Source organism: Pseudomonas alvandae, from assembly GCF_019141525.1.
Taxonomy (GTDB): Bacteria; Pseudomonadota; Gammaproteobacteria; order Pseudomonadales; family Pseudomonadaceae; genus Aquipseudomonas; species Aquipseudomonas alvandae.
In genome coordinates this window covers 525,654-552,156 of record NZ_CP077080.1, presented here as the reverse complement: position 1 = coordinate 552,156, position 26,503 = coordinate 525,654, and the positions used below count along the sequence as shown (strand labels likewise).

Annotated in this window: 23 protein-coding genes; 15 read left to right on the top strand and 8 right to left on the bottom strand. The window is 60.9% G+C overall.

Going from position 1 to position 26,503, the window contains the following annotated elements:
- Positions 1-9: 9 nt before the first annotated feature.
- The 3 genes from KSS97_RS02390 to KSS97_RS02380 form a co-directional block, all read right to left on the bottom strand.
- A complete protein-coding gene (locus KSS97_RS02390; protein ID WP_030141546.1) occupies positions 10-1,554 on the bottom strand; it encodes a phosphoenolpyruvate carboxykinase in 1,545 nt (514 codons plus the stop codon).
- A gap of 178 nt (positions 1,555-1,732) precedes the next feature.
- Positions 1,733-2,635 (bottom strand): Hsp33 family molecular chaperone HslO, encoded by a 903-nt coding sequence (gene hslO / locus KSS97_RS02385; RefSeq protein WP_198797044.1) that lies wholly within the window; start codon positions 2,633-2,635, stop codon positions 1,733-1,735.
- Between the two features lie 258 nt (positions 2,636-2,893).
- Entirely contained in the window at positions 2,894-3,298 is a 405-nt protein-coding gene (locus tag KSS97_RS02380) for an RNA-binding S4 domain-containing protein (protein ID WP_030141548.1), read from the bottom strand.
- Positions 3,299-3,533: 235 nt separating this feature from the next.
- Here KSS97_RS02380 and rimB point away from each other — a divergent pair, with 235 nt between their 5' ends.
- Positions 3,534-4,016, top strand: a complete 483-nt coding sequence (gene rimB, locus KSS97_RS02375) for a retropepsin-like aspartic endopeptidase RimB (protein ID WP_030141549.1) — start codon at positions 3,534-3,536, stop codon at positions 4,014-4,016.
- Positions 4,013-4,918, top strand: a complete 906-nt coding sequence (gene rimK / locus KSS97_RS02370; RefSeq protein ID WP_030141550.1) for a 30S ribosomal protein S6--L-glutamate ligase — start codon at positions 4,013-4,015, stop codon at positions 4,916-4,918. Before rimB ends, rimK begins: the two co-directional genes overlap by 4 nt.
- A 132-nt stretch (positions 4,919-5,050) precedes the next feature.
- Here rimK and KSS97_RS02365 read toward each other — a convergent pair whose 3' ends face one another.
- Together KSS97_RS02365 and ompR are read right to left on the bottom strand one after the other, a co-directional pair.
- On the bottom strand, positions 5,051-6,364 hold the full coding sequence (locus KSS97_RS02365; RefSeq protein WP_030140494.1) for an ATP-binding protein: 1,314 nt from the start codon (positions 6,362-6,364) through the stop codon (positions 5,051-5,053).
- A gap of 114 nt (positions 6,365-6,478) precedes the next feature.
- On the bottom strand, positions 6,479-7,219 hold the full coding sequence (gene ompR, locus KSS97_RS02360; RefSeq protein ID WP_025211284.1) for an osmolarity response regulator transcription factor OmpR: 741 nt from the start codon (positions 7,217-7,219) through the stop codon (positions 6,479-6,481).
- Positions 7,220-7,577: 358 nt separating this feature from the next.
- On the opposite strand from ompR, the gene KSS97_RS02355 reads away from it, so the two are divergent.
- The 7 genes from KSS97_RS02355 (at position 7,578) to tauD (ending at position 15,973) form a co-directional block, all read left to right on the top strand.
- Positions 7,578-9,902, top strand: a complete 2,325-nt coding sequence (locus KSS97_RS02355) for a Tex family protein (RefSeq protein ID WP_217860990.1) — start codon at positions 7,578-7,580, stop codon at positions 9,900-9,902.
- Entirely contained in the window at positions 9,902-10,285 is a 384-nt protein-coding gene (locus tag KSS97_RS02350; RefSeq protein ID WP_051065981.1) for a PaaI family thioesterase, read from the top strand. Before KSS97_RS02355 ends, KSS97_RS02350 begins: the two co-directional genes overlap by 1 nt.
- Positions 10,286-10,557: 272 nt before the next feature.
- Entirely contained in the window at positions 10,558-12,141 is a 1,584-nt protein-coding gene (gshA, locus tag KSS97_RS02345) for a glutamate--cysteine ligase (RefSeq protein WP_217860988.1), read from the top strand.
- 313 nt (positions 12,142-12,454) lie between these two features.
- Positions 12,455-13,432, top strand: a complete 978-nt coding sequence (gene tauA / locus KSS97_RS02340; RefSeq protein WP_181290241.1) for a taurine ABC transporter substrate-binding protein — start codon at positions 12,455-12,457, stop codon at positions 13,430-13,432.
- A 20-nt stretch (positions 13,433-13,452) separates the two neighbouring features.
- Positions 13,453-14,247, top strand: coding sequence for a taurine ABC transporter ATP-binding subunit (gene tauB, locus KSS97_RS02335; RefSeq protein ID WP_030140499.1), 795 nt, complete (start codon positions 13,453-13,455; stop codon positions 14,245-14,247).
- On the top strand, positions 14,244-15,083 hold the full coding sequence (gene tauC / locus KSS97_RS02330) for a taurine ABC transporter permease TauC (RefSeq protein WP_217860986.1): 840 nt from the start codon (positions 14,244-14,246) through the stop codon (positions 15,081-15,083). The genes tauB and tauC overlap by 4 nt, the downstream gene beginning before the upstream one ends.
- Positions 15,084-15,130: 47 nt before the next feature.
- The gene (gene tauD / locus KSS97_RS02325) at positions 15,131-15,973 is read left to right on the top strand and encodes a taurine dioxygenase (RefSeq protein ID WP_217860983.1); all 843 of its coding nucleotides are present in this window, start codon (positions 15,131-15,133) and stop codon (positions 15,971-15,973) included.
- Between the two features lie 186 nt (positions 15,974-16,159).
- Here tauD and mgrA read toward each other — a convergent pair whose 3' ends face one another.
- Positions 16,160-17,197 (bottom strand): L-glyceraldehyde 3-phosphate reductase, encoded by a 1,038-nt coding sequence (gene mgrA / locus KSS97_RS02320; RefSeq protein WP_217860979.1) that lies wholly within the window; start codon positions 17,195-17,197, stop codon positions 16,160-16,162.
- 210 nt (positions 17,198-17,407) lie between these two features.
- On the bottom strand, positions 17,408-18,298 hold the full coding sequence (locus KSS97_RS02315) for a LysR family transcriptional regulator (protein ID WP_217860977.1): 891 nt from the start codon (positions 18,296-18,298) through the stop codon (positions 17,408-17,410).
- A 126-nt stretch (positions 18,299-18,424) separates the two neighbouring features.
- On the opposite strand from KSS97_RS02315, the gene KSS97_RS02310 reads away from it, so the two are divergent.
- Positions 18,425-19,165: an SDR family oxidoreductase gene (locus KSS97_RS02310; protein WP_030140504.1), complete on the top strand. Its 741-nt coding sequence runs from the start codon at positions 18,425-18,427 to the stop codon at positions 19,163-19,165.
- A 12-nt stretch (positions 19,166-19,177) separates the two neighbouring features.
- Here KSS97_RS02310 and betT read toward each other — a convergent pair whose 3' ends face one another.
- A complete protein-coding gene (gene betT, locus KSS97_RS02305) occupies positions 19,178-21,139 on the bottom strand; it encodes a choline transporter BetT (RefSeq protein WP_198797094.1) in 1,962 nt (653 codons plus the stop codon).
- A gap of 486 nt (positions 21,140-21,625) precedes the next feature.
- Here betT and KSS97_RS02300 point away from each other — a divergent pair, with 486 nt between their 5' ends.
- From KSS97_RS02300 to KSS97_RS02280, 5 genes are all read left to right on the top strand, one after another.
- Positions 21,626-22,624 (top strand): D-cysteine desulfhydrase, encoded by a 999-nt coding sequence (locus KSS97_RS02300; RefSeq protein WP_030140506.1) that lies wholly within the window; start codon positions 21,626-21,628, stop codon positions 22,622-22,624.
- Between the two features lie 310 nt (positions 22,625-22,934).
- The gene (gene tcyJ / locus KSS97_RS02295) at positions 22,935-23,735 is read left to right on the top strand and encodes a cystine ABC transporter substrate-binding protein (RefSeq protein WP_217860974.1); all 801 of its coding nucleotides are present in this window, start codon (positions 22,935-22,937) and stop codon (positions 23,733-23,735) included.
- Positions 23,735-24,400, top strand: a complete 666-nt coding sequence (gene tcyL, locus KSS97_RS02290; protein ID WP_030140508.1) for a cystine ABC transporter permease — start codon at positions 23,735-23,737, stop codon at positions 24,398-24,400. The genes tcyJ and tcyL overlap by 1 nt, the downstream gene beginning before the upstream one ends.
- A 3-nt stretch (positions 24,401-24,403) precedes the next feature.
- Positions 24,404-25,165: an L-cystine ABC transporter ATP-binding protein TcyN gene (tcyN, locus tag KSS97_RS02285; RefSeq protein ID WP_198797036.1), complete on the top strand. Its 762-nt coding sequence runs from the start codon at positions 24,404-24,406 to the stop codon at positions 25,163-25,165.
- A gap of 463 nt (positions 25,166-25,628) precedes the next feature.
- Positions 25,629-26,396, top strand: a complete 768-nt coding sequence (locus tag KSS97_RS02280) for a hypothetical protein (RefSeq protein ID WP_217860972.1) — start codon at positions 25,629-25,631, stop codon at positions 26,394-26,396.
- Positions 26,397-26,503 lie beyond the last annotated feature (107 nt).

Genomic DNA, 26,503 nt, shown 5'->3' with positions numbered 1-26,503 from the left:
AACCAAGCCTTACAGCTGCGGACCTGCCGCCTTGATCGCGTCGCTCACTTCGAACTTCTTGAAGTTCTCGATGAACAGCCCGGCCAATGCCTTGGCGGCTTCGTCGTAGGCGGCTTTGTCGGCCCAGGTGTTGCGTGGGTTCAACAGGCCAGTCTCAACGCCCGGAACAGCCAGCGGCACGTCCAGGTTGATGATGTCCAGGTGTTCGGTTTCAGCACCGATCAGCGCGCCGCTCTGGATGGCTGCGATCACCGCACGGGTGGTCGGGATGTTGAAGCGCTTGCCGACGCCGTAGCCGCCGCCGGTCCAGCCGGTGTTGACCAGGTAGACCTTGGAGCCGAAGCCACGGATGCGCTTGATCAGCAGCTCTGCGTATTCACCGGCTGGACGCGGGAAGAACGGCGCGCCGAAGCAAGTGGAGAAGGTCGACTTGATGCCGCTGCCCGAGCCCATTTCGGTCGAGCCCACCAGTGCGGTGTAGCCGGACAGGAAGTGGTAGGCAGCTTGTTCTTCGCTGAGGATCGACACGGGCGGCAGTACGCCGGTCAGGTCGCAGGTCAGGAAGATCACGGCGTTTGGCTCGCCACCGAGGTTCTTCGGTGCGCGTTTTTCGATCAGCTCACGCGGGTAGGCGGCGCGGCTGTTCTGGGTCAGGCTGTCGTCGGCGTAGTCGGCTTTCTTGGTGACCGGGTCCAGGACGACGTTCTCCAACACGGCGCCGTGCTGGATGGCTTTCCAGATGACCGGCTCGTTCTTCTCGGACAGGTCGATGCACTTGGCGTAGCAACCGCCTTCGATGTTGAAGACCACGCCTACGCCCCAGCCGTGTTCGTCGTCACCGATCAGGTAGCGGCTTTCGTCGGCGGACAGGGTGGTCTTGCCGGTGCCCGACAGACCGAAGAACAGGGTCACATCGCCCTCTTCGCCCATGTTGGCGGCGCAGTGCATCGGCAGCACGTCAACGGCTGGCAACAGGAAGTTCTGCACGGAGAACAGGGCTTTCTTCATCTCACCGGCGTAGCGCATACCGGCGATCAGCACTTTCTTGGCCGCGAAGTTGATGATCACGGTGCCGTCGGAGTTGGTGCCGTCACGCTCAGGCTCGCAGACGAAGTTCGGCGCGTTGAGGATCTGCCACTCGTCCTTGCCGCCGGCGTTGTACTGCTCGGGGTTGATGAACAGGCAGCGGCCGAACAGGTTGTGCCACGCGGTCTCGGTGGTCATCTTGACCGGCAGGTAGTGCGCAGGATCGGAACCTACATGCACGTGGGAAACAAAACGCTCGCGCTCGCCCAAGTAGGCTGCGACGCGGTTCCACAGGGCGTCGAACTTGTCGGCCGGGAACTTGCGGTTGATCGGGCCCCATGCAATGGCGTGCTGGGTGGTTGGCTCTTCCACGATGAAACGGTCGACTGGCGAGCGACCGGTACGATGACCGGTACGTACAACCAGCGCGCCAGTATCGGCAAGCTCGCCTTCACCGCGATTCAGGGCTTCTTTGACCAGATCATCGACACTCAGATCGGTGTACACGGCGTTATTGGCTTGCGTCATGAGATTCCCCGTCGGCCCGTGGCCGAGTGCTCCAAACGTTTTGTAGTAGGAAGTCGCGCACTACTACCCGAAAAAAGTGGGCCGGATTATGCCAGAAAAGCCCAAAAAAAGTAGGGCCCTCCCGTCAGTACGGCGTAAATCCGGCGTTTGCCAGGAGATTTACCTGCGCTGAACCGATTTAGTGACGAGTATCTGACGGTGTGTCGACACCCGCACCGGCGAACAATTGGGCAATGTCCGCGGCATCGAACAGGTAGCGCTCATTGCAAAACTGGCAATCGATTTCAATGGCGCCGCCATGTTCGATCACCAGTTGTTGTGCATCTTCCAGACCCAGACTGACCAGCGCATTGCCGGAACGTTCACGGGAGCAACTGCATTTGAAGCGCAACGGCTGGCCATCGAACAAGCGAACCTGCTCTTCGTGGTACAGGCGATGCAGGACGGTTTCGTTGTCCAGGCCCAGCAATTCATCGGCGCTCAAGGTGCTGGCCAGAGCGGTGACGTGCTGCCAGCTGGCGTCGCGCTCTTCCGGATCACGGATGCGGTCGGCAGGCAGTTGCTGCAGCAGCAATCCACGGGCGCGCCGCCCGTCGGCATAGAGCCAGAAGCGGGTGTTGGTCTGCTGGGACATGACGAAGTAATTGGTGAAGCACTCAGCCAGCGTCGCGCCGTCGAGATCGACGATGCCCTGATAGCGCTTGCCATGGCTCGGGTCGACCGTCAGGGCCAGCACGCCGTTGGGCATCAGGTCGGCCAAGGTCGCGTCGGGCGCGATCTGCTCCGCGTGATAACGGGCCAGGCCACGGATCTCTCGCTCGCTGGAGCATTCGATCATCAGCAGAGGCACCGGACCTTCGGAGCGCGCCTGGAGGATCAGCAAGCCATCGAATTTCAAGGTACCCACCAGCAGCGCCGCGGCGGCCATCAACTCGCCGAGCAATTGCGCGACCGGCTCCGGATAGGCGTGCTTGGCAAGGACTTCGGCGTAGCTACGCTCCAACGCCACCAGCTCGCCACGGGCGTCGCTGTCATCGAAGATGAAACGTTGGGTGTAGTCGGTATCCGGTAAATCAGTCATAGGGTCTGGTATCTGAGGTGATGGCAATTGATGACAGGCATTTTATGGGCATTCAGGGTGGGTTCCAAGCAAGCCATGATTTTGCTTTGTGGGAAGACTGAGCATCTATCTGCATGTGCAGCGCTGTTGTGGCGAGGGAGCTTGCTCCCGCTCGGTTGCGTAGCGACCGCAAGATTCTGAGGCCGCTACGCCCGAGGCGTCGGACCGGCCCAGCGGGAGCAAGCTCCCTCGCCACGGGTTACCGGTGTGGCCGATGCTTTACTCGCTGTTGCTGCCATGAAACTTGAACAGGTCCCGACGCTGCTTCTTGCTCGGCTTGCCGTCGGTGCTGACGCCCAGGGCACCGGCCTTGCGCTGGGCGGCAGCAGCTTCGCGCTTGGCGACGCTGGCTTCGGTCTCGCGGTATAGCGTTTGAGCTTCCGGCGCGCCGCGACGCACGATGGACAAGGCTTCGACAACCACGGTTTTTTCATCAAAACCGGTACGGATGACGTATTCGTCACCGATACGTGGCTCTTTGCCAGGCTTGCAACGCTCGCCCCGGTGATGGACCTTGCCGCTTTCAATGGCGGCCTTGGCCAAGGCTCGGGTCTTGTAGAATCGTGCCGCCCACAACCATTTATCGAGACGGACCTTGTCATCCTCTTCGCTTTTTTGTGCCACTGGAATTCCTCTTTCTAACGAATAGCTGGAACTGTACTACCGTTTTTGTCGGGCGCACGAATCCGTCGCGACGGATAGAATGCCCGCCGAACCGCCCGTTCATAGGGCGAGCGTCGGCATCGGCTACACATTCAAACGGGTGCGTAGATAACTGTCGCCATTTTGTGATTATTCTGCGTGAATACCGCGATTCGCGGAGTCCACGATCCGATGTGCCAATTTCAGGTTGTTTTTATTGAAGACATTTGACCATCTGACCGTCGTCGGTCTGCGCGAATGGGTGGCGCTCCCGGACTTGGGAGTCGCCGGCCTGCGCGCAAAAATCGACACCGGAGCCAGTACTTCCAGCCTGCACGCTACCGACATCGAGCCATTCGAGCGCGACGGCGAAAAATGGGTGCGTTTCACCGCGCACCTGGGCACGGTGGTGCAGTTGCGCCATCGCCGCTGCGAAGCGCCGCTGGTAGCGCGCAAGACCATCAAGAGCTCCAACGGCCACGCCCAGGTCCGCTACGTGATCAGCACCACGCTGGCGCTGGGCGATCGGTTCTGGCGGGTCGAGTTCACCCTCGCCTGCCGCAAATCCATGCGTTATCGCCTGTTGCTGGGTTCCAAAGCTCTGATTGACGGCCAGTTGGTGGTCAATCCAGGCATCAAATACGTCCAAGACAAGCCGGCATACCCGGTGTCCACTACCTCTGCCACAGGTGTTGCATGAAGATCGCTGTGCTGTCGCGAAATCCGCGTCTGTATTCCACCCGTCGCCTGGTCGAGGCCGGGACCGAACGTGGCCATGAAATGGTGGTGATCGATACCCTGCGCGCCTATATGAACATTGCCAGCCACAAGCCGCAGATCCATTACCGCGGCAAACCGCTGGAAGGCTTCGATGCGGTCATCCCGCGCATCGGCGCATCGGTGACCTTCTACGGCTGCGCGGTATTGCGCCAGTTTGAAATGATGGGCGTGTATCCCCTCAATGAGTCCGTCGCGATTGCCCGCTCGCGAGACAAGCTGCGCTCCCTGCAATTGCTGTCTCGGCGCGGCATCGGCCTGCCCGTGACCGGTTTTGCCCACTCGCCGGATGACATTCCCGACCTGATCGCGATGGTCAATGGCGCCCCCCTGGTGATCAAGGTGCTGGAGGGTACCCAGGGCATTGGCGTGGTGCTGTGTGAAACCGCAACGGCGGCGGAATCGGTGATCGAGGCGTTCATGGGCCTGAAGCAGAACATCATGGTCCAGGAATACATCAAGGAAGCCGGCGGTGCGGACATTCGTTGCTTCGTGGTCGGCGACAAAGTGATTGCCTCGATGAAACGCCAGGCCCGGCCCGGTGAGTTCCGCTCCAACTTGCATCGGGGCGGCAGTGCGAGCCTGATCAAGATCACCCCCGAAGAACGCATGACCGCCCTGCGTGCCGCCAAGGTCATGGGGCTGGCCGTGGCTGGCGTGGATATCCTGCGTTCCAATCACGGACCGCTGGTGATGGAGGTCAACTCCTCGCCAGGCCTGGAAGGTATCGAGACCACCACCAGCAAGAACGTGGCAGGGATCATCATCGAACACCTGGAAAAGAATGGCGGGCCGAACATGACCCGGACCAAGGGCAAAGGCTAATCCATTTACAAACACTGTGGGAGCGAGCTTGCTCGCGATGGCGGTGGGTCAGTCAAGATCAACTTCGCTGATCCACCGCCATCGCGAGCAAGCTCGCTCCCACAGGTCCTCTGCCTGACCTGAAAGAAATCGCTACACCGCATCCCGAGGCAGCATCAAGCCCAACGGCAAGCGCACCCGTGCTTCCAACCCGCCACCGACGCGGTTGCGCAGTTCGACGTTGCCGCCGTGCATCGAGGCGATGCGCTTGACGATCGCCAAGCCCAGTCCGGTGCCCTTTCCTCCTCGGGCGCGATCGCCCCGGGTAAAGGGATTGAAAATGGCCTCAAGCTCCGACGGATCAATACCAGCGCCACGGTCCATGACGCTCAGCACCACGTAAGGCGCACTGGTGTCGCCGGAGACATAGGCCGCGACTTCAACACCGGCGCCCGCATGGTTCAGCGCATTGCCGATCAGGTTGTTCAACAAACGCTTCATTGACACCCGGCGCAACGGGAACGGCTGGATCGGCTCCAGGCGCAACTGCACTTTTTCGTCGTTCTGGTTATAGGGCGCAACCACTTCCCGCACCAACTCACTGAGGTCCACCTCCTCCACGGACTCATCACGACCGTCTCGAATGAACGCCAGGAACTGGTCGAGAATCGCGTCCATGTCTTCGATGTCACGGACCATCTCGTCGGTCAGGTCGGTGTGCTCGCCCATCAACTCCAGCGACAACCGCAGCCGGGTCAGCGGCGTACGCAAGTCGTGGGAAACGCCCGCAAGCATCAGCTCGCGCTCGCGTCCGGCCTGCTCGACATCCTCGGCCATCTGGTTGAAAGCGCGGTAGACCTCGGTCATCTCGCTCGGGGTATCGCTGATGGGCAATCGTACGCTTCGACCCTGGCCCAATTGCCGGGCGGCATACACCAGGCGCTTGAGCGGTTGGTTGAGCTGGCTGACGAAGATCCATGCCGATGCCGTCGATAACAGGCCGATCGCCAGGAACCAACCCAGCACGTTCCAGATTTTCTGGCCACGCAATGGATGCGGGTACAGCGGCACCTTCAACCAACCGTCACCCAGGCTCGGGGCACGCACCCACAATGCCGGAGGCGAATGCATGCGCAGTCGCACCTCGGTGTCGGCGCCCAGTTCGGCCTGCATCTGCCGTTGATAGATTTCGCTGTACGGCCAGTGCTGCTCCCCTTCCGGCACGCCGGCGCCAACGACCCGAATCAATGTCGCCGCCTCGGCAATCTTGGCTCGATTGGTTTCGTCAGCCGCCCAATAGGCCCGCAGGGTCAAGGCCACGCCGTGACTGTATTGGCGGTCCACCAACACGTCTTCGTTCATCAGCAGGTAGACCAGCGTCAGCGCCTTGGAAAAAAGCACGACGATCAGCACCAGCCAGAGGGTGCGGGAGAAAAAACTCTGGGGGAACCAAACGGGGGTTTTCATGAATAGCCGCTACACACTTGCAGGAGCGAGCGATGCTCGCACAATGACGGACCGCGAGTCGCCTGGAAGAAGACATTTCAACCAGCCAGGCTACCCGCTCCTACAAATCGCCAATCACTTGCTGGCGGCGCCATCCGGCACGAACACATAACCCACGCCCCAGACGGTCTGGATATAACGCGGCTTGGATGGATCGGGCTCGATCATCCGTCGCAGACGGGAAATCTGCACATCGATGGAGCGCTCCAGCGCATCCCATTCGCGGCCACGGGCCAGGTTCATCAGCTTGTCCCGAGTCAACGGCTGGCGGGCGTTCATCACCAGGGCCTTGAGCACGGCGAACTCACCGGTGGTGAGCATGTGGATCTCGTCGCCACGCTTGAGCTCGCGGGTGGCCAAGGACAGTTCATAGTCGCCGAAGGTCACGCTTTCGTCTTCGCTGCCCGGCGCGCCCGGCACCGGGGCCGATTGGCGACGCAAGACCGCCTTGACCCGGGCCATCAACTCGTCCGGGTTGAACGGCTTGGCCAGGTAATCGTCGGCGCCCAACTCCAGCCCCTTGATGCGGCTCAGTTCGTCGCCCTTGGCAGTGAGCATGATGATCGGGATCTGGTTGTTCGCGCCACGCAGGCGACGGCAAGCGGTCAAGCCGTCCTCACCCGGCAGCATCAGATCGAGGACCACGAGGTTGAACACCTCACGGGCCAGCAGGCGATCCATTTGCTCGGTGTTCGGTACGGTACGGGCGCGGTAGCCCTTGCTGACGAAAAAACGCTCCAGCAGGCTGCTCAGCCCGGGATCGTCGTCAACAATCAGAATTTTTTCGCCTTCAGCAGTTTGTGCTGTGCTGCTCATAGGAAGCTCCTTTGATCTTGGCGCGCATTATGGCCTAGCTGCCGTTATACGCACCGTGTGCATTGTTAGCAGATTTTTCCTCTATCTCCAGCAATCCACCCATCAAACCCTCGGTTCACGACACCCCCGAACAACGGAACGCTGGTTATAATGCGCGGCCTTTGTGCCAGGACCAGGCCGGATCTCGATAACGGCGCAGCACTTTTTTACCCCTGGCCAGGCAGCACTTTTTGAATTTCGCGGGTCAACAGGCAGCCTTTTGACCCAGGCAGCGGCGCATGCCAGGCCGCTCAACCAGTCTCGCCGAGCCCGGCTTCTGCGGCGGCGAGCCTGATTTCACAATTTGTCAGGTGGTTTTATGGACAGCATCAACAGCCGCATCGCCGAGGAACTCGGCGTCCGCCCACAACAGGTCGAAGCGGCCGTCGCGCTACTCGATGAAGGCTCCACGGTCCCTTTCATCGCCCGTTACCGGAAAGAAGTGACCGGCAGCCTCGATGACACCCAGTTGCGTCATCTGGAAGAGCGCCTGCGCTACCTGCGCGAGCTCGACGAACGGCGCATCAGCATCCTGGCGAGCATCCAGGAGCAGGGCAAGCTGACCCCGCAACTCGAGCGCGACATCAAGCTGGCCGATACCAAGACCCGCCTCGAAGATTTGTACCTGCCCTACAAGCAGAAGCGCCGCACCAAGGGCCAGATCGCCTTGGAAGCCGGCCTCGGCGAGCTGGCCGATGGCCTATTCAATGATCCAACCCTGGCCCCGGAAACCGAGGCCGCACGCTTTGTCGATGCCGAAAAAGGCGTGGCGGACGTGAAGGCCGCGCTGGAAGGCGCCAAGTACATCCTCATGGAGCGCTTCGCCGAAGACGCCAACCTGTTGGAGAAACTGCGCAACTTCCTCAAGCAGGAAGCCATCCTCAGCGCCCGCGTCATCGCCGGCAAGGAAGAGGAAGGCGCCAAGTTCCGCGACTACTTCGAGCATGACGAACCGCTCAAGAGCATGCCGTCCCACCGTGCCCTGGCGATTTTTCGTGGCCGCAACGAAGGCATTCTCAGTTCAGCCCTGAAGGTCGGTGAAGAACTGCCCGGCACCATGCACCCGTGCGAAGGCATGATCGGCCAGCAATTCGGCATCCAGAACCAGAACCGCGCCGCCGATAAATGGCTGGCCGAGGTGGTGCGCTGGACTTGGAAGGTCAAGCTCTACACCCACCTGGAAACCGACTTGCTCGGTGAGCTGCGCGACAACGCCGAGACCGAGGCGATCAACGTATTCGCCCACAACCTGCACGACCTGCTGCTGGCCGCACCGGCCGGCCCGCGCGCCACCCTGGGCCTGGACCCGGGTCTGCGCACCGGTTGCAAGGTGGCGGTGGTGGACTCGACCGGCAAACTGTTGGACCACGCCACGGTCTATCCGCACGTGCCGCACAACAAGTGGGACCAGACCCTCGCCGTACTCGCCGCCCTGTGCGCCAAGCATTCGGTGGACCTGATCGCCATCGGCAACGGCACCGCCAGCCGCGAGACCGACAAGCTGGCCGCCGAGCTGATCAAGAAATACCCGGCCATGAAAATGACCAAGGTCATGGTCTCCGAGGCCGGTGCTTCGGTTTATTCGGCGTCGGAACTGGCTTCCAAGGAATTCCCGGACCTGGACGTGTCGATTCGCGGTGCGGTGTCGATCGCCCGTCGCCTGCAGGATCCGCTGGCGGAACTGGTGAAGATCGATCCGAAATCCATCGGCGTCGGCCAGTACCAGCACGACGTTTCCCAACTGAAACTCGCCCGTGGCCTGGACGCCGTGGTGGAGGATTGCGTGAACGCCGTGGGCGTGGACGTGAACACCGCTTCGGTGGCGCTGCTGGCGCGTATCTCCGGCCTGAACGCCACCCTGGCACAGAACATCGTCACCCACCGTGACGAACATGGCGCGTTCAAGACCCGCGCCGCGTTGAAGAAAGTCCCGCGCCTGGGTGAAAAAACCTTCGAGCAGGCCGCCGGCTTCCTGCGCGTCATGAACGGCGACAACCCTCTGGACTCCTCAGCCGTCCACCCTGAAGCCTACCCGCTGGTGCAACGCATCGCCGCCCAGACCGACCGCGACATCCGCTCGCTGATCGGCGACGCCGCGTTCCTCAAGCGCCTGGACCCGAAGAAATTCACCGACGAAACCTTCGGCCTGCCCACCGTGACCGACATCCTGCAAGAGCTGGAGAAACCGGGACGCGACCCGCGTCCTGAGTTCAAGACCGCCGAATTCCAGGAAGGCGTCGAAGACCTCAAGGACCTGCAACCGGGCATGATCCTCGAAGGCGTGGTGACCAACGTGACCAATTTCGGCGCGTTCGTCGACATCGGCGTACACCAGGACGGTCTGGTGCACATTTCGGCGCTGTCGGAAAAATTCATCAAGGACCCACGCGAAGCCGTGAAGGCCGGCGATGTGGTGAAAGTGAAGGTCATGGAAGTCGATATCCCGCGCAAACGCGTTGGCCTGTCGATGCGCATGAGCGACACGCCAGGTGAAAAAGTCGACGGTGCCCGCGGTGCTCGCCCAGGCGCCGCGCCGCGCCAGTCGCAGAACACCACACCGCGCAAGGAGACCGCCACGGCAGCCCCGGCCAACAACGCCATGGCCTCGCTGTTCGCCAACGCCAAGCAGCTGAAGAAACGCTGATGGACGCGCCGGCCGGGTTGGTTCAGAGCGCGTTCTTCAAGCTGCTCGGCTGTCGGCTGCAAAGCCTCGAGAACGGGGTGGCGCAAGTCGCCCTGGGCCTCGAACCCGAGTTGCGCAATCGTGGCGGCAAGCTGCACGGCGGTGCGCTGTTCAGCCTGGTGGACATCGCCATGGGCCTGGCCTGCTCCAGTGTCCACGGCTTTGACCAGCAGAGCGCGACCATCGAGTGCAAGATCAACTACATACGCGCCGTGTCCGACGGCGAGGTGTTGTGCACCGCCCGGGTCATCCACCCGGGCCGGCGCACGCTGGTGGTCGAGGCCGAGGTGATGCAGGGCGACAAGCTGGTCGCAAAAGCGCAAGGCACGTTCGCTGTCCTATAGCTCCCTGTCATCGATTTGGGGTAATTTCGACGCCATGAATGCGGTGTCGAAATTTCTCTGTGGGAGCGGGCTTGCTCGCGAAGGCGGTGTATCAGGCGACTCCAATGCTGACTGATACGCCGCTTTCGCGAGCAGGCTCGCTCCCACAGGGGCCGTGGCGACCTGTCGTTAGCCGTATGAAAACCAGGCGAAAACGCCAGTTTTAACTTCACCCTTGTAGACCGTCTTGCCCACCCCCATATTGGGGCGACTGACGCGTGAAGGAATTCAACTTGAGCGACCTTTTAAACCGCCGCCTGGCCCTGCTCGGCGAGCGCGCCAACCTCTCCCTGCTCGAGCAGTGCCTGCACGGTATCGAACGTGAATGCCTGCGCGTCACCGACGACGGGCGCCTGGCGCAGACCCCGCACCCGCAAGCCCTGGGCTCGGCGCTGACCAACGAACAGATCACCACCGACTATTCCGAGTCGTTGCTGGAGTTCATCACCCCGGCCCTGGCCAACCCGGCCGATACCCTGCGCAGCCTCGACAGGATCCACCGGTTCGTCTACAGCAAGCTCGGCGACGAATACCTGTGGAGCCCTTCGATGCCGTGTCCGTTGCCGGCCGAGGAAGAGATTCCGATCGCCTATTACGGCACCTCGAACATCGGTCGACTCAAGTATGTCTATCGCAAGGGTTTGGCCCTGCGCTACGGCAAGACCATGCAATGCATCGCCGGGATCCACTACAACTTTTCCCTACCGGAAAAGCTCTGGCCCCTGCTCCGGCAGGACGAAGCCATCGACGCGAGCGACCGGGACTTCCAATCGTCGGCCTACATCGCCCTGATCCGTAACTTCCGTCGGTACAGCTGGCTGCTGATGTACCTGTTCGGTGCCTCGCCGGCCCTCGACGTCGGTTTCCTGCGTGGCCGGCCGCACCAGTTGGAACAGCTGGATCCGGACACCTTGTACCTGCCCTACGCCACCAGCCTGCGCATGAGTGACCTGGGTTACCAGAGCAACGCCCAGGCCGGCTTGACGCCTTGCTACAACGATCTGGCAAGCTACACCGACAGCCTGCGCAAAGCGGTGGCAACGCCGTACGGGCCGTACGTCGAAGTCGGCACCCACCAGAACGGCGAGTGGGTGCAGCTCAACACCAACATCCTGCAGATCGAAAACGAGTACTACTCCAATATCCGTCCCAAGCGCGTGACCTATACCGGCGAGCGGCCAATCCAGGCCCTGATGGCTCGCGGGATCCAGTACGTCGAAGTGCGTTGCCTGGACATCAACCCGTTCCTGCCGATGGGCATCGACCTCACCGAGTCGCGGTTCCTCGACGCGTTCCTGCTGTATTGCGGCCTCAATGACAGCCCGCAGCTGGAAAACAACGAATGCAGCAACGCCACCAGCAACTTCCTGACCGTGGTCAAGGAAGGCCGCAAGCCGGGCCTGCAACTGCAGCGCCAGGGGCAAGCCGTGGATATGCAGGCATGGGCCCTGGAATTGCTCGAGAAGATCGCTCCACTGGCAGCGCTGCTCGACCAGAGCCAGGGTGGCGACGCCCACCGTCAAGCGCTGGACGCGCAACGAGCGAAAGTCCGCGATCCATCGCTGACGCCGTCCGCCCAGGTACTGGCCGCCATGGCCGAGCATCAGGAAAGCTTCGCTCAGTTCTCCCTGCGCCAGAGCAAGGCCCACGCCGAGTTCTTCCGCGCCGAGCCGTTGGCGACTGAAGAGCAAGCCGCGTTCGAACAAACCGCTCGCCAGTCCCTGGTCCAGCAAACCGAGCTGGAGCAGAACGAGGTGGGGGATTTCGACGTGTTCGTGGGTTCGTATCAGGCGAGCATTTTGGCGATCAGTAACTGACCGAGCATTCCCATGATTCCTTCGTGGGAATGCAGCTGTGGCGAGGGGATTTATCCCCGCTGGGTTGCGAAGCGACCCCAAAACGGCGGTAAGTGACCTGTCTGACACACCGAAGAGGAGCTTTAGGGCTGCTACGCAGCCCAGCGGGGATAAATCCCCTCGCCACAAAAGCCATGTACAACTCCAATTTCTGCCCCTTGCATAGACTTTTTCGCAGATAAGCTAATTCGAAAAAGTTATTTATTTCTTAATTCTTAGATCATTTAGTCTCCTCCAACGCCGACTCTCCGGCGGCCTGTTGAGGAGCTTCACCATGTCTTTGAGTTTCCCCCTTCGCCTTCTCGCGGCCGCCTCCCTGGCTGCGGCGAGTCTTTTTGCCCAGGCGGCCGACCTGACCGTCGCCTACCAGACCACCGTGGACCCGGCGAAAGTCGCCCAAGCCGACGGCGCCTATGAAAAAGCCACCCAGGCCAAGATCGCCTGGCGCAAGTTCGACAATGGCGCCGACATCATCGCCGCCATCGCCTCGGGCGATGTGCAGATCGGTTACCTCGGTTCCAGCCCGCTGACCGCCGCCATCACGCGTAAGGTTCCAGTGGAAACTTTCCTCATCGCCACCCAGATCGGCGCCGCTGAAGCCTTGGTCGCCCGTGACGGCTCCGGCATCAAGACCCCGCAAGACCTGATCGGCAAGAAGATCGCCGTGCCGTTTGTCTCCACCGGCCATTACAGCCTGCTCGCCGCGCTGAAGCACTGGAACATCGACCCGTCGAAAGTCACCGTGCTCAACCTCGCCCCGCCAGCCATCATCGCCGCCTGGAAACGCGGCGACATCGACGCCACCTACGTCTGGGACCCGGCCCTCGGCGTCGCCAAGGAAAACGGCAAGGTATTGATCACTTCAGCTGAACTCGCCCAGTTCGGCGCACCGACCTTCGACGCGTGGATCGTGCGCAAGGATTTCGCCCAGCAGCATCCCGAGATCGTCACGGCGTTCGCCAAAGTCACCCTGGATGCCTACGCCCAGTACCGCAAGGATCCGCAAGCCTGGCTGGCCGATGCCTCCAACATCGACAAGCTGGTGAAGCTCTCCGGCGCCAAGGCCAGTGATATCCCGCTGCTGTTGCAAGGCAACGTCTTCCCGCTGGCCGCAGACCAGGTGGTGAGCCTCGGCGCTCCAACCACCCAGGCGATTACCAACACTGCCGCGTTCCTCAAGGAGCAAGGCAAGGTCGAAGCAGTGCTGCCGGATTACGCGCCGTACGTCAGCGCCAAATACATCACTCGCTGATCGAAAAAGGAGACGCCGAGATGGCCTTGCTACAGCTGGAGCGCATCAGCGCACAGTACCCCGGTGCAACGAAACCGGTACTGGCGGATATTTCGTTGACCCTGGGCCCGCAGCAGTTGTTGGTCGCCCTCGGCCCATCCGGCAGCGGCAAGACGTCGCTGCTGAACCTGATTGCCGGGTTCGTCGAGCCCAGCGCCGGGCAGATCACCCTCGACGACGTGCCGGTGTCAGGCCCCGGCGCCGAACGTGGCGTGGTGTTCCAGGACGATGCGCTGTTGCCCTGGCAGGACGTGCTGGCGAACGTCGCTTTCGGCCTGGAACTGGCCGGAGTCGCCAAGGAAAAACGCGAGGCTCGCGCCCGGGAGATGCTCGCCTTGGTGGACTTGGCCGGTTTCGAAAAGCGCCGCGTCTGGCAGCTGTCCGGCGGCCAGAAGCAACGCGTAGGCCTGGCCCGCGCGTTGGCAGCCGATCCGCGATTGTTGTTGATGGACGAACCTTTCGGCGCCCTGGACGCTTTCACCCGCGAGCAGATGCAGGAGCTGTTGCTGCAAGTCTGGCAACGCACCGCCAAACCAGTGTTCCTGATTACCCACGACATTGAAGAAGCCGTGTTCCTGGCAACCGATCTGATCCTGCTGGCACCCGATCCCGGGCAGATCGTCGAGCGCCTGAGCCTGGATTTCGGCCGCCGCTACGGCGCGGGTGAATCGGCCCGCTCCATCAAGTCCGATCCACGCTTCATCGAGACCCGCGAGCATGTGCTTGCCAAGGTGTTTTCCCAACGCAGCGCCACTCGACAACAGGAGCGCGCATGAGCAGTTATGAAATCCCAGCCGTGGCCGGCGATGCCGTGACCTCGCGCGCGGCAGCCCCCGTACGACGCAGCCTGGGCACACGTTGGATCAGCGGGCTGACGTTGGTCGTGTTGCTGCTGCTCTGGTGGGCGATCACCGCCAGCGGGCTGATCGAACCGCTGTTCCTGCCGCCGCCCTCCGCCGTTCTGCAAAAGGGATGGCTGCTGGCAACCAGCGGCTACATGGATTCGACACTCTGGCAACACCTGGGCGCAAGCCTCGGGCGGATTGGCCTGGGCCTGTTGTTCGCAGTGCTCACGGCGGTGCCGGTGGGCATCGCCATCGGCGCCAACCGTATCGCCCGTGGGGTGCTCGATCCGCTGATCGAGTTCTATCGACCGATTCCGCCCCTGGCCTACCTGCCGCTGATCGTGATCTGGTGCGGCATCGGCGAGCTGTCGAAAGTCCTGCTGATCTACCTGGCGATCTTCGCCCCGATCGCCATCGCCACCGCCACCGGCGTGCGCACCGTCGACCCGGCCAAATTGCGGGCCGCGCAATCCCTCGGTGCCACCCGGGCGCAACTGATCCGTCATGTGATCGTGCCCAGCGCGTTGCCGGACATTCTCACCGGTATCCGCATCGGACTGGGCGTGGGTTGGTCGACGCTGGTCGCCGCTGAATTGATCGCGGCCACCAGCGGCCTGGGGTTCATGGTGCAGTCGGCGGCGCAGTTCCTGGTCACCGATGTGGTGGTGCTGGGAATCCTGGTGATCGCCCTGATCGCCTTCGCCATGGAAATGGGCCTGCGCGCCCTGCAACGCAAGCTGGTGCCATGGCACGGCCAGGCCCATTGATACGCAATGACCACGCCGACCATTCGGCGCCCATCCGAGAGAACATCATGAGCCGCCCGACCATTACCCCTTTGAGCATTGCCCTCGGCGCGCAGATCAGCGGGATCGACATCAGCCATCCGCTTAGCCTGGAAGACCGGGATTTCATCGAGCAGGCGCTGCTGGAACATCAGGTGCTGTTTTTCCGCGACCAGCCGATCGAACCGCCGCAACAGGCACGTTTCGCTGCGTATTTCGGTGACCTGCACATTCATCCGATCTATCCCAACGTACCGGAGCAGCCCGAAGTGCTGGTGCTCGACACCGCCGTCACCGATGTTCGCGATAATGCCGTATGGCACACCGACGTGACCTTCCTGCCGACTCCTGCCATGGGCGCCGTGCTCAGCGCCAAGCTGCTGCCGGCGTTTGGCGGCGACACGTTGTGGGCCAGTGGCATCGCTGCCTACGAAGCCTTGTCGGCGCCATTGAAAAGCCTGCTGGAAGGCCTGACGGCGACTCACGACTTCACCCGTTCGTTTCCGCTGGAGCGCTTCGGCAACTCCGCCGAGGACTTGGTGCGCTGGGAAGAAGCACGGCGGAAAAACCCACCGCTGTCCCATCCGGCGATTCGTACGCATCCGGTGAGCGGTCGTCGCTCGCTGTTCGTCAACGAAGGCTTTACCACTCGCATCAACGAGCTGTCGGAAAGCGAAAGCGAGGCGATCCTGAAACTGCTGTTTGCCCACGCCACGCGGCCGGAATTCACCGTTCGCTGGCGCTGGCAGGCCAACGACGTGGCGTTCTGGGACAACCGCGTGACCCAGCATTTCGCCGTGGACGACTACCGCCCTGCCCGGCGCGTGATGCATCGGGCGACGGTGTTGGGGGATGTGCCGTTTTTCAGGTGAGTGCCTTGCCCGAATGGTTTTCCGGGGTAACGCATATCCCCGCGGCGAGGGAGCTTGCTCCCGCTCGACTGCGCAGCAGTCGCAAAACCTGTCCCACTGCCTTTCCTGATACGCAGTGTTGAATGGGTTTGGGGCCGCTTCGCGGCCCAGCGGGAGCAAGCTCCCTCGCCACAGGGGTGTTCGGTATTACTCAGCCGTCGAAGGCTTCTCCCACAGATTGATCCCGCCCTCCTGGGCAAAGCGGTCGATCTCGGCCAGTTCTTCGGCGCTGAAATCGAGATTGCGCAGGGCCCCGACGTTCTCGACGATCTGCTCCGGCCGGCTGGCGCCGATCAGGGCGGAGGTGACCCGTGGATCGCGCAACGTCCAGGCCAGGGCCATTTGAGCCAGGCTCTGGCCGCGACGCTGGGCGATTTCATTGAGAGCAAGGACGTGGGCAATGTTTTCCTCGGACAAATGCGACGCTTGCAACGAGCCGCCCCCCGGGCGATTCACCCGCGCATCGGCGGGAATGCCCTTGAGGTATTTGTCGGTCAGCAGGCCCTGGGCCAGCGGCGTGAAGGCGATAACGCCCGTGCCGAGTTCCTCGGTGGCGTCCAGCAGGTCTTTTTCCACCCAGCGATTGAGCAGGTTGTAGGCCGGCTGGTGGATCAGCAGTGGGACTTTCCATTCCTTGAGCAGGGCGGCCATTTCCCGGGTCTTCACGCCCGAATACGAAGAGATGCCGATGTACAAGGCCTTGCCCTGCTGCACGGCCGTCGCCAGCGCGCTGGCCGTTTCCTCCAGTGGCGTGTCGGGGTCGAAACGGTGGGAATAGAAAATGTCCACGTAATCCAACCCCAGGCGCTGCAGGCTCTGGTCGAGACTGGCGAGTACGTATTTGCGTGAACCGCCACCCTGGCCATACGGGCCGGGCCACATGTCCCAGCCAGCCTTGCTGGAGATGATCAGTTCATCGCGGTACTGCTTGAAGTCTTCACGCAACAGCCGGCCGAAATTGATTTCGGCGCTGCCGTAGGGCGGGCCGTAGTTGTTGGCGAGGTCGAAGTGATTGATGCCCAGGTCAAACGCCGTGCGCAACAAGGCTCGCTGGGTATCGATCGGCGTGCTGTCGCCGAAGTTGTGCCACAAGCCGAGTGACAGGGCTGGCAGCACCAGCCCGCTGCGACCGACGCGGCGATAGGGAATGGACTCGTAGCGGTTTTGCGCAGCGGTGTAGGTCATCGAAAAGGGCTCTCTGTTCGGATGGCGGGTGGCAAAAGCTAACATTTCACAGACGCATCGGTCAGGCCGAAAGTTCGCAGATCCCTGTGAGAGCGAGCCTGCTCGCGAAGGCATCTACAAACTCAACAGTTGCGCTGGCTGACCCACCGCCTTCGCGAGCAAGCCCGCTCCCACAAGGTATTAGCGGTGCCAAGGAAATCGAAAACTACATCAACGCGCCTGCGCAAACACCTCCGCCACCCAGTCCACGAACACCCGTACCCGTGGCGACATGTGTCGGTTGTGCGGATAAAGCACCGACACTGGCATGGAGGGTGGCGGCGTCGCGGCGAGCACCTCCTGGATCAGGCCCTGCCGGATCGGCTCCTCCATCCGGTAATGGGGGCACTGGATCAGGCCCATGCCGGCAATGGCCGACGCGGCGTAGATTTCCGCGCCGGACACCGACGACGTCCCCCCGATCTGCACTTCCTTCAGTTCGCCGTCGACCATGAATTCGAACGGATACAGCTTGGCGGTGGTGCGCGAGACGTAATTCACTGCCTTGTGATGCCGCAAGTCATCGAGGCTTTTCGGTTCGCCGTATTGGCGCAAGTAACCAGGGCTGGCGCAGGTGACTTGCCGAAGATTGGCGACACGCCGGCCAATCAATGACGAATCCGCCAACGTACCGGAGCGCACGACGCAATCGACGCCCTCGGCAATCAGGTCGACGAAACGATCCGCCTCACTGATGAACAGTTCTATTTCCGGATAGCGGGCCATGAACTGCGGCAACGCCGGAATCACGAAATATCGCGCCTGTGTTCCGTGCAGGTCCACCCTCAGCTTGCCTTTGGGCGCAACGCCGCGAAACGCCAGTTCGGCTTCTTCCAGCTCGGCCAGCAATTGTACGCAGCGCGGGTAATAGGCTTCGCCATCGAGGGTCGGGCGCACCTTGCGCGTGCTGCGCTCGAGCAAACGCACACCCAACCAGGCCTCGAACTGATTGAGCGTATGGGTCAGCGTGGCCCGTGGCATGTTCAAGTCTTCAGCAGCCAGGGTGAAACTGCTGCGCTCGTAGATGCGGACAAACACCCGCATGGCCTTGACCTGATCCATTGAAATCCTGCGCTCCGATTGTTGGAGATTATTGAACAGTCAAGGCAACTTTCCGGCATTTATCGGCGAGAGTAAACATGTGAATCTGCCTGCAACCCATCACTACATCCCAAGGGGATTCTCGCCATGACTGCTTCAAACTCCAAAGTTGCCATCGTGACCGGCGCCTCCCGTGGCATCGGCGCAGAGATTGCCAAGCAACTGGCCAGCGACGGCTTTGCCGTTGCCGTCAACTTTGCCAGCAGCGCCAACGAAGCCTCCAAGCTGGTGGTGCAGCTGCGTCAGGCCGGTCACCAGGCCATAGCGGTGAAAGCCGACGTGTCGGTTGCCGCCGACGTCAGCCGGATGTTCGATGAAGTCGAAGCACAACTGGGCAAGATCGATGTGTTGATCAACAACGCCGGCATCCTCCAGGTCATGCCCTTGGCGCAGCACAGCGACGAGTTGTTCGACCGTACGTTCGCCATCAACACGCGCGGTACCTTCAACACCCTGCGCGAGGCCGCGACTCGGCTGAACGATGGCGGCCGCATCGTGAATTTTTCCAGCAGTACCGTAGGGCTGAACCTGCCTGGCTATTCGGTGTACATCGCCAGCAAAGCCGCGGTGGAGTCACTGACCCAGGTGTTCGCCAAGGAACTGCGCGGTCGCCAGATCACGGTCAACGCCGTGGCGCCGGGGCCGGTCGCCACCGAACTGTTCATGCACGGCAAAAGCGAGGAGCAGGTCCAGCACTACGCGAAGATGCCGCCCCTGGAGCGCCTCGGCCAGCCGGAAGACATCGCCAGCATCGTGTCTTTCCTGGTGAGTCCGGCTGCCGGTTGGGTCAATGGGCAGATCCTGCGGGCCAATGGTGGGCTGGTCTGAGGCTTCACTCGATCAACGCACCAGATGCAAGAACTGCATGTGCCGCTCGTACTGGTCGAGGATGTCGTTGATGACCTGCTCCTTGGAATAGCCCACCAGGTCGTAATCCTGGCTGCCTTCACTCAGGTGCACTTCGGCACGGTAGTAACGCCGGTTGTTGATTTGCTTGGAGCCCATGCCACCCCGGGCGAAGGACGGTGTGAAGTAACCGCGCATCTGCACTTGGTAGATGAACGGATGCTGCTCGCCATGGCCGATTTCCAGGCTGACACTGTCGGCCGCCGGGTCGGGTTGGGTCATTACGGTCAGGCCCTTCTCGATGAACACCGCTTTCACATCTTCGATGGCCGGGCGCACCGTGCTATCCAGAAAGCGGTACACCTCATCGCGAGAAGGAAAATGCACCGCCTGGCTCAGGCGCTGGCGCCAGCCGCCAGTGCCCCGTCGCGAAGCCGAAACGGGCGCCAACGAATGCAGTTGCGCAATCTGCTTCTGGGATTCGAGGTAGAACGCCTTGTGCAGGCCCCACATCATCAGCAAGAGAATCAGTGAAAAGGGCAAGGAGGTCAGCACCACCGCTGACTTGAGCGCATCGATGCTGCCGGAAAACAGCAAGGCGCTGGTCACCAGGGCGGTCATCGCGCCCCAGAACACCCGCAGCCATTTCGGTCCGTCTTCATCCGGACTGCCGCCCTTGGCCGAAAGCGTGGACAGCACCACGGTGCCGGAGTCGGCGGAGGTGACGAAAAACACAAAGCTGATAAACACCGTGACAGCGATGACCGTCTTGCTCCACGGGTAGGTCTCCAGCAGCAAGTAAAGGCTCATCGACGGGTTATCCACCGCCGACATCCCCAAGGCGCTCATGCCATGGTTCAACACTTGGTCGAGGGCGCTGTTACCAAAGATCGACATCCACGCCAGGGTGAAACCGAGGGGAATCAACAGCACGCCAAAGACGAATTCGCGAATCGTCCGGCCACGGGAAATACGTGCGATGAACAGCCCCACGAACGGCGACCACGCAATCCACCATGCCCAATAGAACACCGTCCACCCGCCCAGCCAGTCGCTCGGTTTGTCGTAGGCGTACAGGTCAAAACTTTTCATTGGCAAGGCGCCGAGATAGTCACCGACGTTCTGGATCAACGTGTTGAGCAAATGCTGGGTCGGGCCGGCAAACAGCACAAACAACAGCAACGCGCAGGCCAGCAGCATGTTGATGTCGGACATCACCCGCACGCCTTTGTCGACCCCGGCCACCGCGACGATGATCGCCGCGCCCATCATCAGCACGATCAGGCCGACCTGGATCCATTGGGTGTGAGCGATGCCGAACAGGTAATCCAACCCGGAATTGAGGTGCAGCACACCAAACCCCATGTCCGCACCGAGGCCGAACACCGTTGCGATAATGCCGAAGCCATCCACGGCATAACCGATCGGACCGTTGATGCGCTTGCCAATCAACGGATACAACGCCGATCGCAACGCCAGCGGCAAATTGTGCCGGTAGGCGAAGTACGCCAAGGCCATGCCGACAAAGGCAAACACCCCCCAGCCGTGCAGGCCCCAGTGCAAGAAGAGGATCTGCATGGCCTGGCGCGCCGCATCGGCAGTACCGGCTTCGCCTTGGGGCGGCTGTGCCAGATGGGTCAGCGGCTCGGAAACACAAAAGAAAAACAACGTGATGCTGATCCCGGCGGCGAACAACATGCCGGCCCAGGATAAGTAGCTGAATTCGGGCTCGTCATGGTCAGCACCGAGCTTGATCTTGCCGTAGCCCGACAACGCAGTGACCACCACGAAAATCAAATACAGGGTCATCGCCAGCAAGTAGTACCAACCGACTGTATTGGCCGCCCAGTTCTGGGCCGCCAGCAGCCAGGCGCCGGCTTGCGCGGGCATGGCGATCACCACCAGGCCGAACAGCAGGATGAAAGTCGCGGCGAAGTAAAACACCGGCGGATTCATGCGGACCAGGCCGCTGGGTGAAAGGGACGAAGTACTCATCGACGAAGCACCTCGCAAAGCGAAATCGTGACGTGTGCAAACGGACTCGGCAAAGGCAAGCCTCCTGTTGTGAGCGGGCAGCAAACCAATGGTTTAACTTGAATGAACGTTCAAGTTAAACATGAATAGCTAGCTAAGGACTAATCACAGGGCTCAACGGCACGTTTCCTACACTAGCCCATGGCTGGGTATGACGGTGCCTGGCGGGCATTCGTTCATTAACGCAGGCCCAGATTGTGGGAGCGGGCTTGCTCGCGAAGGCGTCGGCCTATCCGACATCATCGGTACAGACAGATCGCTTTCGCGAGCAAGCCCGCTCCCACAGGTGAAGTGCAGGGCAATCCGACAATGGCGTCGCCAGATCCGCACTCGGACAGAAACATGCCGGTTGCCCCTGAATATCCACGTGCCTATAGTCCAGGCATCGCCTACAACCAGTACGGACCCATGATCAAAGAACAGCTGTCTCGCTTTCATCGTCTTGACCTGCTCGGCCACCCGACACCCCTGGAAAAACTCGACCGCCTCTCCGCCTGGCTAGGCCGGGACATTTACATCAAGCGCGACGACCTGACGCCACTGGCCCTGGGCGGCAACAAGCTGCGCAAGCTCGAATACCTGGCCGCCGACGCCATCGCCCAAGGCGCCGATACCCTCATCACCGCTGGGGCGATCCAGTCCAATCATGTACGCCAGACCGCAGCCCTGGCCGCGAAGCTGGGCCTGGGCTGCGTGGCGCTGCTGGAAAACCCGATTGGTACCGAGGACAGCAATTACCTGGGTAACGGCAATCGTCTGTTGCTGGAGCTTTTCGACGCCAAGGTCGAGCTGGTAGACAACCTGGACAACGCCGATGACCAATTGCAGGCCCTCGCTGGCCGTCTGCGCAGCAACGGCAAAAAACCGTACCTGGTGCCGATTGGTGGTTCCAATGCCTTGGGCGCGCTGGGTTATGTACGCGCCGGCCTGGAGCTGGCCGAACAGATCAAGGACACCGGCGTCGATTTCGCCGCGGTGGTACTGGCCTCGGGCAGTGCCGGCACGCACAGCGGCCTGGCGCTGGCCTTGAGCGAAAGCCTGCCTGCGCTTCCGGTCATTGGCGTAACGGTTTCGCGCAGCGAAGAGGACCAGTTTCCAAAGGTACAAGGCCTGGCCGAGCGCACCGCCGAGCTGCTTGAAGTGGCCCTCCCAGAGGCATTCAAGGTGAACCTGTGGGACGAATATTTCGCCCCTCGCTATGGCGAACCGAATGCCGGGACACTGGCAGCGGTCAAGCTGCTGGCGAGCCAGGAAGGTCTGCTGCTCGATCCCGTCTATACCGGCAAGGCCATGGCCGGCTTGCTCGATGGCATCGGCCGCGACCGTTTCGATGACGGTCCGATCATTTTCCTGCACACCGGCGGCGCGCCGGCGTTGTTCGCCTATAACGCGGCGTTCTCGGCTTAGAAGACTCAATGGAGGGCTTTTGTGGGAGCGAGCTTGCTCGCGATAGCGATAAATCAGCCGACAATTGTTTAACTGACACACCGCTATCGCGAGCAAGCTCGCTCCCACAGGTCTTCATTCCAAATTAGCATAGATGCTTGATTTAATATTATTTTCCAATCTATAAAACCCACCCTATAGTCTCGCCGCAAGCGCATTTGCCGCGAGACGTCCAGGCTGCTTTAAGGCAGGATGTGGCAATCTTTTCGGATCGCGGCTACGCCTTATCTCAGCCAAATAACGTCGTCATAAGAAAACACAGGGGCTTGTCATGAATTTTTCCGCATTACGTCGCAACCTGCTGGTGGGTTCGCTGGGCCTGGCATTGAGCGCTGGCCTGCTGGGGCAAGCGGTTGCCGGTGAGCAACTGCAAAAAATCAAGGACGCTGGTGAAATCAAGATCGGCCTGGAAGGCACTTATCCACCGTTCAGTTTCGTTGATGACAGCGGAAAACTGACCGGCTTCGAAGTGGAGTTCTCCGAAGCCCTGGCCAAGGAGCTGGGTGTGAAGGTCAAGCTGCAGACCACTCCATGGGCGGGCATTCTCGCGGCGCTGGAATCCAAGCGTCTGGACGCTGTAGTCAACCAAGTGACTATCTCCGAGGAACGTAAGAAGAAGTACGACTTCTCCGAGCCGTACACCATTTCCGGGATTCAAGCGCTGGTCCTGACCAAGAAGGCCGACGAGCTGAACATCAAGAAAGCCACTGACCTGGACGGCAAGAAAGTTGGTGTGGGCCTGGGCACGAACTACGAACAATGGGTCAAGGCCGAAGTGCCGGGCGCCCAAGTCAAGACCTATGACGACGATCCGACCAAGTTCCAGGATCTGCGCGTCGGCCGTATCGACACCATCCTGATCGACCGCCTGGCCGCGCTGGAATACGCCAAGAAAGCCAAGGACACCACCGTTACCAGCGAAGCCTTCTCTCGCCAGGAGTCCGGTATCGCCCTGCGTAAAGGCGAGCCTGAGCTGCTGGCCGCCGTGAACAAGGCCATCGAAAAACTGCGCGCCGACGGCACGTTGAAAAAACTCTCGGAAAAATATTTCAGCGCTGACGTCACCCAATAATGGAAGCAGCTCTTCAACTCGCGCTGGACTCCGCGCCCTTCCTGCTCAAGGGCGCGTATTACACGGTCATCCTCAGCCTGGGCGGCATGTTCTTCGGCTTGTTGCTGGGGTTCGGCCTGGCGCTGATGCGCCTGTCGCGTTTCGCGCTGGTGAACTGGATCGCCCGCATCTACGTGTCGTTCTTTCGCGGCACGCCGTTGCTGGTGCAATTGTTCGTGATCTATTACGGGTTGCCGCAATTGGGCATCGAGCTGGACCCGCTGCCAGCGGCGCTGATCGGTTTCTCGCTGAACATGGCCGCCTATGCGTGTGAAATCCTGCGGGCCGCCATCAGTTCCATCGAGCGCGGCCAGTGGGAAGCGGCGGCGAGTATCGGCATGACCCGTGCGCAGACGCTGCGCCGGGCCATCCTGCCACAAGCCGCGCGCACCGCCCTGCCACCGTTGGGCAACAGTTTCATTTCCCTGGTGAAGGACACCGCGCTGGCGGCGACCATCCAGGTACCGGAGCTGTTCCGCCAGGCGCAGTTGATCACCGCCCGCACCTTCGAAATCTTCACCATGTATCTTGCCGCCGCGCTGATCTATTGGGTTCTTGCCACCGTGCTTTCGCACCTGCAGAACGTACTGGAAGCCCGGGTCAATCGGCACGACCAGGAGTCCTGACCCATGATTGTCGTGGAAAAACTGACAAAGCAGTTCAAGGGTCAGGTGGTGCTCAACGGCATCGACTTGAAGATCGAAGAAGGCGAAGTGGTTGCAATCATCGGCCCCAGCGGCTCGGGCAAGACCACCTTCCTGCGTTGCCTGAACTTCCTGGAAGAACCCAGCAGCGGCCGGATCAAGGTCGGCGACATCGAGATCGATGGCAGTCGCCCGTTGAACCAGCAGCAGGGCCTGGTGCGTCGCTTGCGCCAGCAGGTGGGCTTCGTGTTCCAGAACTTCAACCTGTTCCCCCATCGCACGGCATTGGAAAACGTCACCGAAGGCCCGATCGTGGTGAAAAAGACGCCGCGCGCGGAGGCCGAGACGTTGGGTCGCAAGTTATTGGCCAAGGTCGGATTGGCCGGTAAGGAAAACGCCTATCCGAGGCGCCTGTCGGGCGGTCAGCAACAGCGCGTGGCGATTGCTCGCGCACTGGCAATGGAACCGGCGGTGATCCTCTTCGACGAGCCGACCTCAGCCCTGGACCCAGAACTGGTGGGCGAAGTACTGGCGACGATTCGCGGCCTGGCCGAAGAAAAGCGCACCATGGTCATCGTGACCCATGAGATGAGCTTCGCCCGGGATGTGGCCAATCGCGTGGTGTTTTTCGACAAAGGCGTAATCGTCGAACAAGGCGAAGCCAAGGCTTTGTTCGCAAACCCTAAGGAAGAGCGCACTCGACAGTTCCTCAGCAAGTTCCTCTCTGCCGGACACGGCGCGCAATAACTTACCCCTGTCGAAACTTTCATGGAATGAAAGCTTCGACAAATCCTATAAATATCTCTGCCAACTTCCAGCCCAAGCAAACTGGGTAATCACTCATGCTCGAATGAGTCGCCAAAACCAACACGATTATCGCAAAAATAAGTTACCGCCTTGACCTGACCTGCTCCCGACCCAACCACCCGGACACCTCACAAGCCTAGGAAAAGGGCATCAAAGGCCGCGCATTAGTATCTTCGGCGCGTAGGATATTTCTGAAGACTTGCACAACTTGCTATTAAGCTCGCTGCTCTATTGACATTAAAACTACTGACCCTTTATCTAGGGGCGGACAGACCAAGCTTATCGTTCCGAAGTACCCATACAAGTTAACGACTTATTTGCCGAGCGATTGATCACGCTGAATAAGCAGGCACCCTGTTTCCACGAGAAAGGGTTCGTTTAATAAAATCAAAGGAGTAACAACATGACATGTACGTCAACTATTCCTGGACTGGCCGCGCCCACCTTGGCGAACGCACAGCGCGCCGGAATCAACATTACCAGCGCCACCCATCTGGAGATCATCATTGCCGCCTACCCGGGCATGGACGTCGGCGATGTGGTCGAGCTGTATTGGGACAACTGCTATGCCGGCTCTCGCCTGCTGTCACATGAGGATACGCAGGGCAGCATCACGTTGCGGGTACCGGAGAGCTTTATCGTCAATGGGACCTCACGCATACACTATCGCGTCATGCAAATTGGCCGAGGGCCAGCGCTGTCGGCCACGCAACAGGTCCAGGTCAAGCTCGATTGCCCCGGTGGCCGACCCTCGACCCTGACCGGTGATGAGAACCAGAGCCTGGCGCCGGTGCGGATTCCTCAGACCATCCGCCGCCAGGGCGTGAACCCGAACCAGGTCAAACGTGGCGTGCCGCTGACCATCGAGCCCTACCTGAACATGGCCGCCGACGACGCGATTACCGTGCGTTGGGGCGATGTGCGCATGGACCTGCCGAGAATAACGCCTGGCGAGGTGGGCCAGCCGATCCACGTCTGGGTGCCGCCGGAAATCATCATGGAAGCAGGCGAGGACCTTCGCCTGGAAGTGACCTATTGCATCATCGACCGGGTGGGCAACAATTCCCGTTGGGCGCCGCCGCGAACATTGAAGATCGGAGGCACCCATCCCTACCTGAAAAACCCGCCGAAAGAAGTGCAGCCCGCACAGGGAATCAAATCCAACCTATGATTATTCCTAAAAGTTAGTTCAAAAACGGTTTATGCGCGTTTAGGGTATATAAACCGGACCACCGGACATTCTTGATTTTCGCTCGCCGCATTCATCGCGGTGTTTTC